17 protein-coding genes are annotated in these 15,468 nt (G+C 53.4%); 7 read left to right on the top strand and 10 right to left on the bottom strand.

The features are described 5' to 3' along the window. Nucleotides 1-170: 170 nt before the first annotated feature. Nucleotides 171-440 (top strand): hypothetical protein, encoded by a 270-nt coding sequence (locus MHM37_RS10680; protein WP_231125630.1) that lies wholly within the window; start codon nucleotides 171-173, stop codon nucleotides 438-440. 57 nt (nucleotides 441-497) lie between these two features. Here MHM37_RS10680 and MHM37_RS10675 read toward each other — a convergent pair whose 3' ends face one another. The 6 genes from MHM37_RS10675 to MHM37_RS10650 form a co-directional block, all read right to left on the bottom strand. Then, nucleotides 498-1,280 carry a curlin subunit CsgB gene (locus tag MHM37_RS10675; protein ID WP_153843628.1) on the bottom strand — a complete coding sequence of 261 codons (783 nt, stop codon included), beginning with the start codon at nucleotides 1,278-1,280 and terminating at the stop codon, nucleotides 498-500. Between the two features lie 58 nt (nucleotides 1,281-1,338). Beyond that, complete coding sequence (locus MHM37_RS10670; RefSeq protein WP_153843627.1) at nucleotides 1,339-1,860, bottom strand: hypothetical protein; 522 nt, start codon at nucleotides 1,858-1,860, stop codon at nucleotides 1,339-1,341. Nucleotides 1,861-2,097: 237 nt separating this feature from the next. After that, complete coding sequence (locus MHM37_RS10665; RefSeq protein WP_139526161.1) at nucleotides 2,098-2,928, bottom strand: CsgG/HfaB family protein; 831 nt, start codon at nucleotides 2,926-2,928, stop codon at nucleotides 2,098-2,100. A 79-nt stretch (nucleotides 2,929-3,007) separates the two neighbouring features. After that, nucleotides 3,008-3,436 (bottom strand): curli assembly protein CsgF, encoded by a 429-nt coding sequence (locus MHM37_RS10660; RefSeq protein ID WP_139526162.1) that lies wholly within the window; start codon nucleotides 3,434-3,436, stop codon nucleotides 3,008-3,010. Continuing rightward, nucleotides 3,436-3,945 (bottom strand): CsgE family curli-type amyloid fiber assembly protein, encoded by a 510-nt coding sequence (locus MHM37_RS10655; protein ID WP_139526163.1) that lies wholly within the window; start codon nucleotides 3,943-3,945, stop codon nucleotides 3,436-3,438. Before MHM37_RS10655 ends, MHM37_RS10660 begins: the two co-directional genes overlap by 1 nt. 19 nt (nucleotides 3,946-3,964) lie before the next feature. After that, nucleotides 3,965-4,657: a LuxR C-terminal-related transcriptional regulator gene (locus tag MHM37_RS10650; RefSeq protein WP_139526164.1), complete on the bottom strand. Its 693-nt coding sequence runs from the start codon at nucleotides 4,655-4,657 to the stop codon at nucleotides 3,965-3,967. 285 nt (nucleotides 4,658-4,942) lie between these two features. On the opposite strand from MHM37_RS10650, the gene rdgB reads away from it, so the two are divergent. From rdgB to rlmJ, 4 genes are all read left to right on the top strand, one after another. Then, nucleotides 4,943-5,551, top strand: a complete 609-nt coding sequence (rdgB, locus tag MHM37_RS10645; RefSeq protein WP_139526165.1) for an RdgB/HAM1 family non-canonical purine NTP pyrophosphatase — start codon at nucleotides 4,943-4,945, stop codon at nucleotides 5,549-5,551. Continuing rightward, a complete protein-coding gene (hemW, locus tag MHM37_RS10640; protein ID WP_239296641.1) occupies nucleotides 5,544-6,719 on the top strand; it encodes a radical SAM family heme chaperone HemW in 1,176 nt (391 codons plus the stop codon). Before rdgB ends, hemW begins: the two co-directional genes overlap by 8 nt. 47 nt (nucleotides 6,720-6,766) lie before the next feature. Further along, nucleotides 6,767-7,438 carry an OmpA family protein gene (locus MHM37_RS10635; protein WP_139526167.1) on the top strand — a complete coding sequence of 224 codons (672 nt, stop codon included), beginning with the start codon at nucleotides 6,767-6,769 and terminating at the stop codon, nucleotides 7,436-7,438. A gap of 83 nt (nucleotides 7,439-7,521) precedes the next feature. Then, complete coding sequence (gene rlmJ / locus MHM37_RS10630; protein WP_153843625.1) at nucleotides 7,522-8,367, top strand: 23S rRNA (adenine(2030)-N(6))-methyltransferase RlmJ; 846 nt, start codon at nucleotides 7,522-7,524, stop codon at nucleotides 8,365-8,367. A 19-nt stretch (nucleotides 8,368-8,386) separates the two neighbouring features. Here rlmJ and mnmE read toward each other — a convergent pair whose 3' ends face one another. The 4 genes from mnmE to rpmH form a co-directional block, all read right to left on the bottom strand. Continuing rightward, nucleotides 8,387-9,757 (bottom strand): tRNA uridine-5-carboxymethylaminomethyl(34) synthesis GTPase MnmE, encoded by a 1,371-nt coding sequence (gene mnmE, locus MHM37_RS10625; RefSeq protein ID WP_239296682.1) that lies wholly within the window; start codon nucleotides 9,755-9,757, stop codon nucleotides 8,387-8,389. Nucleotides 9,758-9,881: 124 nt separating this feature from the next. Continuing rightward, nucleotides 9,882-11,564 carry a membrane protein insertase YidC gene (yidC, locus tag MHM37_RS10620; RefSeq protein WP_139526169.1) on the bottom strand — a complete coding sequence of 561 codons (1,683 nt, stop codon included), beginning with the start codon at nucleotides 11,562-11,564 and terminating at the stop codon, nucleotides 9,882-9,884. 115 nt (nucleotides 11,565-11,679) lie between these two features. Beyond that, nucleotides 11,680-12,081, bottom strand: a complete 402-nt coding sequence (gene rnpA, locus MHM37_RS10615) for a ribonuclease P protein component (protein ID WP_239296639.1) — start codon at nucleotides 12,079-12,081, stop codon at nucleotides 11,680-11,682. Between the two features lie 13 nt (nucleotides 12,082-12,094). Then, on the bottom strand, nucleotides 12,095-12,229 hold the full coding sequence (gene rpmH, locus MHM37_RS10610) for a 50S ribosomal protein L34 (RefSeq protein ID WP_009723348.1): 135 nt from the start codon (nucleotides 12,227-12,229) through the stop codon (nucleotides 12,095-12,097). A gap of 534 nt (nucleotides 12,230-12,763) precedes the next feature. On the opposite strand from rpmH, the gene dnaA reads away from it, so the two are divergent. Together dnaA and dnaN are read left to right on the top strand one after the other, a co-directional pair. Next, nucleotides 12,764-14,233 (top strand): chromosomal replication initiator protein DnaA, encoded by a 1,470-nt coding sequence (gene dnaA / locus MHM37_RS10605; RefSeq protein ID WP_239296637.1) that lies wholly within the window; start codon nucleotides 12,764-12,766, stop codon nucleotides 14,231-14,233. A gap of 60 nt (nucleotides 14,234-14,293) precedes the next feature. Continuing rightward, the gene (gene dnaN / locus MHM37_RS10600) at nucleotides 14,294-15,397 is read left to right on the top strand and encodes a DNA polymerase III subunit beta (RefSeq protein WP_239296635.1); all 1,104 of its coding nucleotides are present in this window, start codon (nucleotides 14,294-14,296) and stop codon (nucleotides 15,395-15,397) included. Nucleotides 15,398-15,468: the final 71 nt, after the last annotated feature.

Genomic DNA, 15,468 nt, shown 5'->3' with positions numbered 1-15,468 from the left:
GCCTGCTACACTGCAAGAGCCGCTCTTATCGAGCGGCTCTTGTGGTTACCGAGGTAGCTAACATGAAACGATTATCGGCTTGGCACGCGTCACGACGATACGGTGCGTGGTTGACCACCGTTCTTACCCTTGGCTTGTCTTTCCCAGGGCTAGCCGCACAGGAGCAGGATATGACCCAAATCCACATCACCATGAGCGGCTCTCCCGGCGCTGAGTTTTCGGCCGAGTGGCGCATTACCCAGGACGGCGACACCATCGAACATCCTGAAACTCGAGGCACGGTGCCCGCAGAGTTCACCTTCGAAGGAGATACCCTAGAAGGTACCGTTAAACTCCTGAGCGACGATGAGCGGTTGGAAGTCGATATCGTCAAAGGCAGCAACCGTTCGCGCTCTTCTACCCAAGGCAAAGGCGGGACGCTGACGGTGGTGGTACGTTAGGTGACAGCACAAAAAAACCGCCCCCGGAAGGGGCGGTTTTGACGACAAGGCCAAATGTTAGTTGCCTTGACTGACCACGTTATAGTTGCCACTACCAGTGGTTAAGATTTGCGAGAAGTGCTGTCCAGCCCCCCCGAACGCACCACTTTGGTTTACAAAATGGGTGTTGCCATTGCCATTGGTACTGATGAAGGAGTCATGCCCGTAACCCGTTTGGGTCACCGCTGCATAGTTAAAGTCGCCGTCGAGGATGATGTCGCTGTCAAGCTCATCACCTGTTTGGGTGGTATATGTCCGGTTAAAGCTACCGTCAGCTTTCACGTAGCTATCGTTTAGCTCGCCGTCCTGGACGACATTCGACTCGTTGAACCAACCTTCCTGTTGTACCCAAGAGTCGTTTAGTCGGCCCTCTTGCATTACATTAGCCATATTAAATCGACCTTCTTGAACAACAATGGAATCGTTGGTAATGCCCTCTTGAGTTACATAGGCGGTATTTTTAAAGCCGTCTTGATCAATGCTGGAGTAGTTATTGCCTGGTGAAGTAAGGGCCTGACCTACAACATCGTCTTGAGTGACGTTGGCTTTGTTTGAAGTACCCTCTTGCTTGATGCGAGAGTCTTGTGTACCCCATTGTGTTACGGATGTACTGTTAAAATTACCATTTTGCTCGATTTGTGAGTCACTACCCACGGCGCTACCGTTGTAGAGAGAACCACCCATGCTGTCGATATCGGCACGCGAGCCGTTGAACTGCCAGCTCGGTGCAGTTTGAGCCATTGCAGCAGCGCTCATGGTCAGAGCAACGGCAGCAGCGATAGTGGTCATTTGAGTTTTCATGGTTACATCCCCTTTATGATGCTCTTACTTTAGTTATTACTGAGGCCGTATCGACTGCTCAGTAGGTGTCGACGGTGACTGGGCGCGCATTGCCTGAGTAGGCGCGTTGTTCGACGCTAATGCTGCGATAGCCACTCCCCGATTGAGAGACTTGAACATCGCTACGTTGGCCCAACTGAGTCACGTAGGTTTCAAGCGGTTGATCGTTGCCTGACTGGATGACATTAGCGGTGTGATAATTGCCCTTTTGCAAAATGACACCTGCATTATTGCCACCCACTTGTTCGATATTGGCGTTATTCCAATCTCCTCGCTGGCTAATGCGAGAGAAGTTACCTGTTTGATAACTCGCAGAATACGACTGGGTTACGTTCGTACGATTGTTGTTACCAATCTGTTGGATAATGCTGAAGTTACCTTGATAGCTCTGCGCATTGGTATCGTTGAAATACTGCTCAATGCGATGGCTAAAAGAGTCTGCAAAGGTAGGTAATGAAACTGCAGAAGCAATCAAGCAAGCAGCAATAGGTGTCGCTAAGCGAAATGTTGCAGTGCTTTGCTTCGAATCGTTAGGTTTCATTTTTATTCCCTCTGCAACAATTTGTATCTTTTTGTATTTCATGCGTTGAGTTTGGCTGATTTATATTTTGACGCCATAAGTAAAAAATGTATGTTGCAGGCGATTTTTTTAGTTAAATCGAGAAAGAATAGTATGAGAAAACTCATACTTTTATTGGCATATAAAAACGGCTTTGCGTGGTGGCAAAGCCGTCAATAGTTTTATATTGCGTTTCTTTGGTGATAAGTTCAGTAATTCTTATAAAAGCGGCGTGGGGGCATTTAAATAATCGGCCAATACTGAGTTTTGCAAGCTAGCCCCGTTCGATAAATTCCATAGGTTATTCTCTACGCCTCGAGCAATTAAGTGGATAACGGCAGATTCTATGGCTGACATGACGGCAAGCTGGACAGGTTCATTGGTCGTAATGCCGGCTTCCGCTTCCAGGAGCCGCCTAAAATCAATAAAGCGATACACTCCTGCCCGAAGCTCTTTAGAGTAAATGGTTTTGGTCGTCGTCACGTTAGCCAGTATTTCGCCTGTGGATATCTCGACGGCTCGTAAATTGACCGTTACCTGATCCACCTGATACTGCCCTGATGCTCCAATGCCGAAATATTCTGCACCCGCACCACCGGTTCTGACGTTGGACTCATAAGCAATGATGCCTCCTTCAAGCATGACCGATGCTGCTCTTAACGAGGGCAAAGTATCGGGTTGATTAAAGCGCTCAAATTCAGCACGAATGATACGTCGCTCGGTCAGCAGATTTTGCAGCCCCACGCGCTCCAAAGGGATAAACCAACCAGAGTCAGCTAATGCGCCTGTCAACATCGCTGCGGCACCTTGTGTCACGGCGGTGGAAAAAGTACTGGCTGGAGCAGGGCGGTACTGACCCGTTTGGTCTCGAAAATCATACACAGAGACGAAGATTTTCCCTGCCGGTGGAGGTAACGAGACTAAATCTTGATAGGTCGCTCCACGGGGCGTCAGGGTTGCCTGTGCACCCTCTAGATTTTCGGACGTAGCCACCATCCCCGCGCACCCACTTAGGAGACTGACCATTATAATTGAAGCGATGATTTTCATGTTGATCCCCTGGCGACACTTATAGCGTCAGTGTTCGGTTGTTAAACCGTTTTGATTTTCTTAAGTGCCTGTTTTGTTGTTAAGGATTAAATAATCCACCCACGCTAATGTTGGTGACATCCCCTGTTACTTTATCAACTACTCTTACAATAAGCTGTCCACCTTCATCGCGTACAACGACACTGAATTCTCCACTATCGAAAGAGCCTTCACCAATTTCGCCAGCGCCTACATCGCTAATGAGCTGCGAGATGAGTCTGCTTTCAAGACTTTGAATAAGCCGCTCAGTAGAGGATAGAGGTTCGATGCTTCTTGCATTAGGGTCGCTATTGGTGTCCTGTGATTGTGCCTTTCCTAGCAAATAGCTACCCATGAAGGGGTCACCGCCAAAAGATGGGTTGAGAGGCTCGTAAATAAGTTCTCCAGCGGTGCTTTTAAGAGAGAGCGACGCTGCCAAACCAGATATTATCAAGGCACTCAATGTGCTTTTTTTAAGGTTAGCACTCATTAGTTTAACTCCTCTTTTCCTAGGTCTTTGTCTGAGGTAAGCGCTGCCGTGAGCTGCTGTTGCAGAAGCGCTTCTTGGACAACTTGTACAGCTTCTCCTGCGACGCGATCAGCCTCGCTAATACGAGGAGAGAGCTGGGTTCTGAAGTACATTTTATTGCCTTCCATTATCCATAGTTGGCTACCCCAGCGTGCATCGGGGCGTTCCTGTATGGTGAGTGTTGCGTTCCCTATAATGCGGTTGTCCATGGCAAGTTGACTAAATGCACGATAAAAGGTCTTACCTGCCATTGTGATCGTGCGATCCACCATGATGCCGGTCAGCTCACTGCTGCCATGCAGACGGTTCTGTATTTCTGGGCCATCAGGGCTTGATAGCTGGTTAATGTCATCAACAGCTTGGGTATCGCTAACAGACTCTTCCTCGCTAGCGTTAGCACTACCCATTAGGAGTACAAAAAAAAGTAATCCCAATACGTTGGCTGAATGACTTAGGAGGGTTTTTAACATGTCATCAACCTTCATTTAGCTAACGATGGCGCTGCAAACTGCGCGCTGTTTCGATATTGGGTAAAATGGGGCCTAAGTTTTGGTGAATCCAGTTCAGCGCTTGTATACGGTTATGCACATTGATTTTTCTAAAAATATTGTAAAGGTGTGATTTAACCGTGTGCTCACTTACAAAGAGTTTGTCGGCAATCTGTTGATTGGAGGAGCCAGCACTAAGTAGCGAAATGATCTCCATTTCTCGATTGGTCAAGCCGCAGGCAGGTCGAAACGCGTTGCTTTGATATTTGCGGTAAAAAAGGATCAAACGGGCCATCAAATCGCGTGACATCCAAAGCTCACCTTCGAGTAACGCGTGAATCCCTTTACAGATCACTTCAAGACTCTCGTCACGGTAAAAGACGCCTTTGAGCTGGGCGCATGACAGCGCTTCCAGTGCATGGTCCATATCGCGAATATTGAAGGCGGCCAGCGAGGTTTTGGCCAAGTTATCAGGAAGATTTTCCTGCCACTCGGGTAGCTCTTCTACGCCGATATGGTCACTATCGATGAGTATTAACAGCTTGTTTGGAATGATCGTGGGTAGTGAACTTTTAGGTGAGTGAATGCTTACCGTACACCCTGTGTGTTCGTGTAAGTAATCGGCAAAAAGCTGCGCCTGTGGGCTTTTTTCGGTGATGATGTACACCAAGCCGTGCGTTTTTTCTTGGGACATTGGGGAGGCCTCATGAGCGTAAAGCGTGAGCAGGTGACTAAATGAGTGTTGCCTATAAGCTACATTTCGTAAAGATTTGTTATCAAAATAATTATAAAAGTAATTTGAACTTTATTATTACTTTTTGGAATATATAGTTCAAGCTATTGTTTTTATATACATTTACTAGTGGATAATGGTCAATGATTGCGCTGAGTGACAAGATACACTGAGTAACATTGTGTTGCCTTTAGCTGTGTTCTCGATAGGCGTAAACTGGCCCCATCATGTGAAGAGGTCGCCCCTATGAATGCAGCCAATACGCTCGTTTTAGCCAGTGGAAATTCTGGAAAATTAAAAGAATTCAATCAGTTGCTATCGCCCCTTGGACTGGATGTACGCCCCCAGGCTGAGTTTGGTGTGCACGATGTCGAAGAGACAGGACTGACGTTCGTTGAAAATGCGCTGTTAAAGGCCCGTGAAGCGAGTCGCGTAAGCGGGTTACCGGCGCTCGCCGACGACTCAGGTCTGGAGGTCGATGCGTTGCATGGAGCGCCTGGCATTTACTCTGCTCGCTATGCCGGTGAGCCGAAAAGTGACGAGCGTAACAACGAGAAACTGCTGGCAGCACTCAGTGAGTGCGCGGAAGGCCAGCGCACGGGCCGTTATTGGTGTGTCTTGGTCTATTTACGCCATGCAGCAGACCCGGTACCTGTGATCGTTCAACGAAGTTGGGAAGGAGAAGTATTGGCTCATCCCCGGGGAGAGGGCGGTTTTGGCTACGATCCGCTGTTCTGGCTACCCGATCAGGGGATGAGCGTGGCAGAACTGCCCAGTGAAACGAAGAACCGCTTGAGCCATCGCGGACGTGCGTTACACGCGTTGGTGGACATTCTGAAGGTGGCGCATGGCTAATCGATTGCCGCCGCTCTCGCTTTATATTCATACACCTTGGTGTGTACGCAAGTGCCCTTACTGCGATTTCAATTCTCACGAACCTGAATCTGGCGCCAATGACCTACCCGAAGCGGCCTATTTGGCCGCCTTGCTGAGTGATTTGGACGGCGATTTGGCGCTGGCGTCTGGCCGTACTCTTCAAACCATTTTTATTGGCGGCGGCACGCCTAGCTTGCTATCGCCGACGTTTTATCGACAGTTATTCGATGGCATTCGTGAGCGGCTCGCCTTTTCGCCTAGCATTGAAATCACCCTGGAAGCCAATCCAGGCACGACCGAGCAGCAGCGGTTCATTGGTTATCGGGAAGCCGGTATCAATCGATTGTCTTTGGGGGTGCAGAGTTTCCGCCCCACTCAACTGAGTGCGTTGGGGCGAATTCATACCGGCAACGAAGCGGTGACTGCCATCGGTGAAGCCAGAGCGGCGGGATTCGATAACCTCAACATCGATCTCATGCACGGCTTGCCCCAACAAACACCTGAGCAAGCCATGGAAGATATCGATCAGGCGCTTGCCCTCGATCCTGAGCATCTTTCGTGGTACCAGCTCACCCTGGAGCCCAATACGGCGTTTTTTTCTCACCCTCCTCCTTTGCCAGAGGAGGAGGCGTTGTGGGACATTCAGGAGGCGGGGCACCAGCGCCTGGAGCGAGCCGGGCTGCGTCGATACGAGATATCGGCCTACGCCCGTCCGGGATGTCAGAGTCGCCATAACCTAAACTACTGGCGATTTGGCGATTACCTAGGAATTGGGGCAGGCGCTCATGCAAAGCTCTCCTCCATAGATTCCCAAGGGAAGTGGCAGATCGAACGGCGTTGGAAGACGCGCCAACCTAATGCGTACTTGCGCCGTGCCAATGACCCGCGTGGCTTCCTGGCAGGCCAGCAACTCATCGAGCCCCGCGAACTACCACTGGAGTTTGCCATGAACGCGCTCCGACTGACCGAAGGGGTACCATTGGCGGATTGGGAGGCTCACACTGGCCAGCCAGAGGCACTGTTACTTGCGCGTTTACACAGTGCTCAAGAAAAAGGACTTTTAATGGAAATGCCTGAAAAGCTGCGTGCATCGCCCCAAGGTCTATTATTCTTGAACGAGTTGCTGGCCTTGATCAGCGAAGAGTGACCAGCGATCGATTCGGTACACCCTCAATCATAAACAAGGAGTGAGTGATGCGTATTTCTCGACTACTGACCCCACTGGCAGCGGCGATATTACTGGCTGGCTGCGCGACGTCCGATCCTTACGGCGGTCAAACGCAGCGCTCGAGCACCGCCATGGGCACCGGCATTGGTGCAGCGATTGGTGCAGCGGCGGGCGCTTTATCCGGTGATGGCAGTACGAGCCGTCGTGACCGTGCGCTAATTGGTGCCGCTGTGGGTGCGGCCGCCGGTGCAGGCGTGGGTGCCTATATGGACCGTCAAGAGCAGCAGCTTCGCAATAACCTGCAAGGATCGCGTATCGAGATCGATCGGCGCGGTGACGATATCGTGCTCAACATGCCCAGCAGCGTTACGTTCGGATTCGATTCTGCCGAGCTCACCTCGGATGCGCGCAGCGCTCTAAACGAAGTGGCGAATGTCCTCACTCAGTACACCGATACCCGCGTAAACATTGCTGGCCATACGGATAGCACCGGGGATGCCAGCTACAACCAGCGCCTCTCAGAGCGTCGTGCCCAATCGGTCGGCAGCTACCTGAGCCAAAATGGCGTCTCTTCCATGCGGTTGAATACCATGGGCTACGGTGCTAATCAGCCGGTGGCTAGCAATGCTACCGAGCAGGGCCGCGCGCAGAACCGTCGCGTAGAAATCACCCTGACGCCTACCGGCAACGGCCAGTAATATGCGTTAATCCCGGCATTGCCGCCCAACGCCCGCTATGCTCACATAGCGGGCTTTTTTTGTTCAATTGCTAGCGAGCTGCCATGCTGTCGTATCAACACGCCTACCACGCCGGTAACTTTGCCGATGTTCATAAGCATTTAACGCTTTACGCGGTGACAGATTATTTATTACGTAAAAAATCATCAATTACATATATTGATACCCATGCAGGCAGAGGGCTCTACCCGCTCGCCACGAAAGAGACTCAGCGGCTTCAAGAGTATCGAGAGGGCGTCGCACCGCTCTGGCAGGTTCGGCAGCAGTTGAGTGATCCGTTGCTTGGTAAATGGATGGCGTCGTTGGAAAGCGCGCAGCCCCAATCGACTGTGCTTTCGCACTACCCTGGCTCACCCTGGTGGCTGGCTCAAAGGCTGCGTGAGCAGGACTCACTGCGCCTATTTGAGCTGCACCCTGGTGAGCACGAGCATTTGAGCGGGCAAGCGTTGCCCAAACAGGCCCGACGCGTTTATGGGGATGGGTTGCTGGGCCTGAAGCAGCTGTTGCCGGTGGCAACGCCACGGCTGTGCGTGTTGATAGATCCGAGTTACGAGCGCAAAGTGGAGTATCAAGAGGTCGTCGACGCGGCGGCTTACAACCTCGAAAAAGCACGCCACGCCGTGGTGATGATCTGGTACCCGCTACTGCCCGCCGGGCATCATGACACGTTGCTCAGCGGCCTTGAAGCGAGCGGAATTCGCAAGATTTGGCACAGTGAGCTGCTGTTACGCGCCTCGGCGGAGGGCACGCATGGCATGTATGGAAGCGGCATGGTGGTGATCAATCCACCCTGGGGACTGGATGAGCAATTGTCAGCAGCGATGGCTCAGGTGGCACCGCTGCTGGGGAGTGACAGCCACTACCGCGCTAAATGGCTCGTAGGTGAGTAGTGGCGGTGAGTGGTGGGGACTATTTACCAATACAGAAGCTGCCAAAGATTTCACCCAGCAGGTCATCGGCACTGAACTCACCAGTGATCTCTCCTAGTGCTTGCTGCGCATCTCGTAAATCTTCGGCAAGAAGCTCGCCAGCACCGTAGCCATCCAGTTGGGCTCGCCCGGTGTCTAGCGCCGCCATGGCGCGGTCAAGCGCATCCAGGTGACGTCGGCGGGCAGAGAAGCGGCCTTCGGTCGTGGCAGAGAAGCCCATCACCTCCTTTAGGTGCGTTCTCAAACTATCCACACCCTCTCCGGTTTTCGCCGATAGGCGGATGATCGGTGTGGCTGTGGATAAGTCAATGCCTGGCGTTTCTGCACTCGCGTCGATCTTGTTGCGCACCAGCGTTAGCCGCCGTTGATCCGGAAGGCGCTCCACGAACTCTGGCCAGATGCTCATTGGGTTGGTGGCATCCGTGGTGGAAGCATCCACCATGAGCAGTACCCGGTCGGCCTTTTCGATTTCTTCCCACGCCCGGGCAACGCCGATTTTCTCTACCGCATCGGGCGTATCGCGCAGGCCAGCGGTATCGATGATGTGCAGCGGCATACCGTCTAGGTGGATGTACTCCCGAAGGACGTCCCGTGTCGTACCCGCGATATCCGTGACGATGGCGGTATCTTGCTCGGTCAGCGCGTTCAGCAGGCTCGATTTACCGGCATTGGGACGCCCTGCAATCACTACACTCATGCCCTCGCGTAGTAGCGCGCCCTGCCCAGCGGCTTTGCGAACGGCGACGAGTGCTTGCTGAACGCTCTCCAAATGCGTAGCGACATGGCCATCGGCGAGAAAGTCGATCTCTTCCTCTGGGAAATCGATGGCGGCTTCCACGTAAACGCGCAGTTCGATCAGCCGTTCTACCAGAGCCGATACGCGCTGGGAGAATTCGCCCTGTAACGAGCGCACGGCGTTTTCAGCAGCGGATCGGGAAGTGGCATCGATCAAATCGGCAATCGCTTCTGCCTGGGCCAAATCCAGCTTGTCGTTGAGGAACGCCCGTTCGGAGAACTCCCCCGGCCGGGCCAGGCGAGCACCGAGCTGCAGGCAGCGCTCTAGCAGCATATCCATGATGATGGGACCGCCGTGGCCCTGCAACTCCAGCACGTCCTCACCGGTGAAGGAGTGGGGGCCGTTAAACAGGAGCGCGATGCCCTCGTCAATAATGCCCTCAGCGCCGTGAAACGGACCGTAGTGGGCGTAACGGGGAGCAGGGCAATCACCCAGTATCTCAGCGGCTATCGAGCGGCAGGCGGGGCCTGATACGCGAATGATGCCCACGCCGCCACGGCCAGGGGGGGTTGCCAAGGCGGTAATGGTGTCTTGGGTATAGAGTCGGTCGGCCATGACGCTTCCTAAAGACGAAAGAGGGAGAGAGTGTTTCGCGATGGTGCTCATGATGAGTACCTTCGCCCTAAAACGCCAGACCCCCGCAAAGGCGGGGGTCTGGGAGTAGCAGAGGGGGGGGCTATTACTTGGTTCGCATCCCTTTGCCGACGCTTGGATCCTTCTCGATGCTGCGCGTAATGAAATACTGCTGCGCCACCGAGATGATGTTGTTGACCACCCAGTAGATGACCAGGCCGGCCGGGAACCACAGGAAGAAGAAGGTAAAGATGATCGGTAGCATCTTCATGATCTTCGCCTGCATGGGGTCTGGCGGTGTCGGGTTCAGCATCTGCTGAACGAACATCGAGATACCCATCAGAATCGGCAGGATGAAATAGGGATCTTTCACCGAGAGATCCTGGATCCAGAACATGAACGGCGCGTGGCGCAGCTCGACGGATTCCAGCAACATCCAGTACAGGGCGATGAATACCGGCATCTGTACCAGAATCGGCAAACAGCCGCCCAGCGGATTGATCTTCTCTTTCTGATAGAACTTCATCATCTCTTGAGACATTTTCTGGCGGTCGTCGCCATACATCTCTTTGAGACGCTGCATCTCTGGGCCCAGTTTGCGCATACGCGCCATGGACTTGTAGGCCTTGGCAGAGAGCGGGAAGAGCACCAGCTTCACCAATACGGTGAGCAGTACGATGGACCAGCCCCAGTTGCCCACGATGTCGTGGATCTTATCCAGCAGCCAGAACAGCGGGTTGGCAATGAACCACAACCAACCGTAATCCACGGTGAGCTTGAGGTTCGGTGCGACTTGCTCGAGGTAGTCTTGCACCTTCGGGCCCATGTAAAGCGTTGCGCTCAGCGTGGCTTCACCCTCGGCAGCCACGCTGCTGGTGGGGCCAGCGAAGGCCACTACGTTACGATCTCGAGAATCGGTCGTTACGTAGTAGAGATTCTGCTGATTTTGAGGCGGTGCCCAGGCGGACACAAAGTAGTGCTGGATGATCGCTATCCACCCGCCTTGGGCCTCGCGATTCTCGAAGTTACGTTTTTGGATCGTATCGAAATCGATCTTCTCGTAGCGCGCTTCAGGCGTGGAATAAGCAGCCCCTAGGTAAGAATTCATCCCCATGGCCACCCCGCTAGAGGGGTCAGGGCTATTGTCACGGGCTAGCTGGCCAATGAATCGAGCGGAAACCGGTGCTTCGGTATTGTTGGCCAGGTAGTAACTCACATTGACCGCATAGCTACCGCGGTCGAATGTCAGACGTTTGATGACGTCGACACCATTCACGTCAGCCGTCAAATCGACGCTGATCTGCTCTTCGTCATCGCCCAAGCGGTACTCGTTACGCTCGGGAGTAAAAGCAATGCGGCTTGCCTGACCATCCAGTTGAAGGCCGGAGCGAGCAACATAGCTGCGCGTGGCGTTATCTGACAGCAGCACGTAATTACGGTCGGAATCCAGCGTCAGTTTGTGCTGCGGCAAGGCTGCGTAGACGATATCGCCACCGAAGGGATCGATGCGTACGTCCAGAACATCCGTGGTGACCGCAATGAAATCACGGCTGGCGGTGTCGCTTTGCTCATCGCCAACGCCTTCGCTAATAGCGTTGTTAGGTGCCGAAGTACTGGGCACGGAGAGATCGTCGCTACCGCTTTCGTTCGCAGGAGCCCCATTGCTGCTTTGGGTGATCTCTGGCGTCGAATCGTAGGTGGTCTGCCCGTAATCCTGATTCCACTGTACAACCAGAAGGTAGGCTAGTACGGCCAGTGGAATCAGTAATAAAAGTCGTTTTACGTCCATGAGGGTTCTGCCCGATGGGTGGTGAACATGCTAATGGCGCAGTGTCATTTACTCGACCCATGACACACGAAAGCCTGCCAAGCGGCAGGCCGAGGTCGAGCGGCGAGGTGTGTCGTCAAGCGTCACGTGTTACGCCATGAGGCGGGAGAGGTGTTGATGCCGCCTGTGCGTCGCGCTGAAGCCGTTTCCACATGCCGTATAGCTGACGGCTGAGCGTTTCGTTATCGACATCCTGTAGGCCTCGCTTTGCCAATATCACGATATCCACAGAGGGTAAGTGATCTTGACGCAGACGAACGGATTCGCGAACGAGTCGCTTGAAGCGGTTACGATCGACAGCAAGCTTTACATTTTTTTTGCTAACGACCAGTCCGATGCGGGGGTACCCCCGGGTAGTCATGCGCGCTAGCGCCATCATACCTTTGCCATGGACTTTGAGGTCAGCCTGCTCAAACACGTGACTGAAATCCCCGGCAGTTAGCAACCGCAAGCACCGGGGAAACCCTTGAGGCGACACACGCAATCCGAGATCAGGCGCTCAGACGCTTGCGGCCTTTGGCGCGGCGGCGTGCGATCACGGCACGGCCGTTTTTGGTTGCCATACGAGCACGGAAGCCATGCGCGCGCTTGCGCTTGAGAACGCTGGGTTGAAAAGTGCGTTTCATAACTCGTTATTCCCACGTGGTTTAGGACGGAAAGTGAATTCCAAAAGACCCGGTCCAGTGAGGAACTAGCCGGGGAGTTTCAATTCAAGACCGGAAATTGTAGAGACTTCCCGCGCTGGGTGCAATTTTTCCTTGCATAAAAAGCTCGAAAAAGGCAATGGCGGCGCGGCTTGGCGCCCACCACTCGTTTTCTTGCATCGCACTACTATTACTAATGAAGTCATTTAAAACCTACTGTTATTAATAGTGGGGATACTATTTGTGGATAAGTCATTTTATGAGATTGTTATCAACAGCTTGAAGTAATAAAAAATCTGTGCATAAGCATCGAATAACGCGCGAATAAACTGTGAATTTGGTGTGGTCAGGCGGTGACAACTTGCTCGAAAGGAGGGTTGTACCCATGGCGTCACCGGGTTTTCCTAAGCCCTTACGGAAAGTTGTCCACAGGCGAAAAAGAGCCGTTAGCTCGTGTGGATAACCGTGTCGTTGGGCGCTACAATGGTCGGCCGTTTTCAACCGATGGTGAGATGAGTGTCACTCGCGCTTTGGCAACAGTGCCTGGACTACCTGCAGGACGAACTGAATTCACAGCAGTTCAATACCTGGATACGTCCGCTGCAGGCAGAAGAAGGAGACACCAATGAGCTGCGCTTGTTGGCGCCGAATCGCTTTGTGCGCGACTGGGTGAGTGATAAGTACGCCAAGCGTATTAGTGAATTAATGCGCGAGCTTGCACCCTCCAAGCCCCCTAAGGTCAGTTTGACGGTAGGTAGCCGCCGGGCCGCTGCTCCAGCCCCCCAGCCTCGCGATCTGGGTAATCCGGTGTCAGCCGCCCCGGCTCAGCCGACGTCGCCCGCCGTACATACCCCGCCCCGGGGTGATATTGCCGACGAGCGTGAAATCGATCAGCTGCGTGAAGAGAGTGCCTCTCATCGTCGTGGCAACGAGCGTCAGGTGCAGGTAGAAGGCAGCTTGAAACACAATAGCGGCCTAAACCCCAATTTCACGTTCGATACCTTTGTGGAAGGTAAATCTAACCAGTTGGCACGTGCGGCGTCTCGCCAAGTGTCTGAAAATCCTGGCGGTGCCTACAATCCACTGTTCTTATACGGTGGCGTGGGCTTGGGTAAAACCCACTTGATGCATGCCGTAGGCAATGCGTTGGCAGGTCGTCGGGAAAATGCCCGCGTGGTTTATCTTCACTCTGAGCGCTTCGTGGCTGACATGGTGAAGGCGCTGCAGCTCAATGCGATCAACGATTTCAAACGTTTCTACCGCAGTGTCGATGCCCTCCTGATCGATGACATTCAGTTCTTTGCCGGTAAAGAGCGCTCCCAAGAAGAGTTCTTCCATACGTTCAATGCCTTGCTAGAGGGCGGTCAGCAGATGATCTTGACCTCTGATCGCTATCCAAAAGAGATCAGTGGTGTCGAAGAGCGGCTGAAGTCGCGCTTTGGCTGGGGTCTCACCGTCGCCATCGAACCGCCAGAGCTCGAGACGCGCGTGGCGATTCTGATGAAGAAAGCCGATCAGGCCAAGGTGGACCTGCCCCACGATGCGGCTTTCTTTATCGCCCAAAAGATTCGTTCTAATGTGCGTGAATTGGAAGGTGCGCTGAAGAAAGTCATTGCTGATTCACATTTCATGGGCAAGACCATCACCCAAGAGTTCATCCGTGAATCGTTGAAAGATCTTTTGGCGCTACAGGACAAGCAGGTCGGGGTGGATAATATTCAGCGCACGGTGGCTGAATATTACAAAATCAAAGTGGCGGATCTGCTCTCCAAGCGACGCTCGCGCTCGGTGGCGCGCCCCCGGCAGGTGGCGATGGCACTGGCAAAAGAGCTCACCAATCATAGCTTGCCGGAAATTGGCGATGCGTTTGGTGGCCGTGATCACACCACCGTGCTGCATGCCTGCCGAAAAGTAAAAGCGCTGCAAGAAGAGAATGCGGATATTCGCGAGGATTACAAAAATCTTCTTCGCCTGCTAACAAGTTAACCTTTTTTCGTTTACGCCTGCCAAGCGGCAGGCCTTTCAGGATAGAAAACCGGAGTTTCGATGAAATTTACCATTTCCCGAGAGGCGCTGCTTCGCCCGCTGACTCTGGTGGCGGGCGTAGTGGAACGGCGCCAAACGCTGCCTGTGCTCTCTAACGTCTTGATTCAAGTGGAAGGTGACCAGGTCGCGCTGACCGGCACCGACTTGGAAGTCGAGCTGGTAGGCCGCACGGTGGCCAGCCAAGTGGACCAAGCAGGGGCAGCAACCGTACCGGCTAGAAAGCTGATGGATATTTGTAAGTCGCTGCCCGATCAGTCCGACATTCAATTAGCCGTCGAAGAGGGACGCGCCGTATTACGTAGTGGTCGTTCGCGCTTTACACTTTCTACACTTCCTGTGGCAGAGTTTCCTAATATCGAAGATGCCGATGGAAGTCAGGAGCTTAGCGTTCCCCGTGGCACGCTCAAGCATCTGATCGAATCCACTTCCTTCGCCATGGCTCAGCAGGACGTACGCTATTACCTCAACGGTATGCTGTTAGAGATTCAGAGCAACCTGCTACGCACGGTCGCTACTGACGGACACCGATTGGCGATGTGCTCGCGTCCTATCGAGGTCGCGGTGAGCCAAGCCCAAAAACTCATCGTGCCTCGCAAAGGTATCTTGGAGCTGTCCCGTCTTCTGGATGACAGCGACGAGCCGGTTAGCCTGACGCTTGGTTCGACCCATGTGCGTGCCCACACGGGTGACTTCACGTTTACGTCGAAGCTGATCGACGGCAAGTTTCCGGACTACGAACGCGTGGTGCCGCGTAACGGCGATAAAGTGCTCATCGCCGAGCGTGCCGAGCTTCGTCAAGTGCTGTCACGTACCGCCATTCTCTCCAACGAAAAGTATCGCGGGGTGCGCCTCTATCTGGAGGAGGGCAACCTCAAGGTCATGGCGAACAACCCTGAACAGGAAGAGGCCGAGGAGAATGTCGCCGTCGAATACAATGGCAGCGCCATGGAGGTCGGTTTCAACGTGGGTTATCTGGTAGACGTGCTTTCCGTATTGGATGAAGACCGCGTACAGATGACGTTAGCCGACCCCAATAGCAGCGCACTGCTGGAAGAGCCGGGCGGCGGCCATGCGCTTTACGTCGTGATGCCGATGCGCTTATAACGCAAGGAATAGGATGAAGAACGGCGCTTCTGGTTGCAGAAGCGCCGTTTTCGCATAGGGCACGTCTGGCG

It is taken from the genome of Halomonas sp. MMH1-48, from assembly GCF_022348105.1.
GTDB lineage: Bacteria > Pseudomonadota > Gammaproteobacteria > Pseudomonadales > Halomonadaceae > Vreelandella > Vreelandella piezotolerans.
Note: the sequence above shows the minus strand (reverse complement) of the source record. Positions and strands in the feature narration are given on the sequence as shown.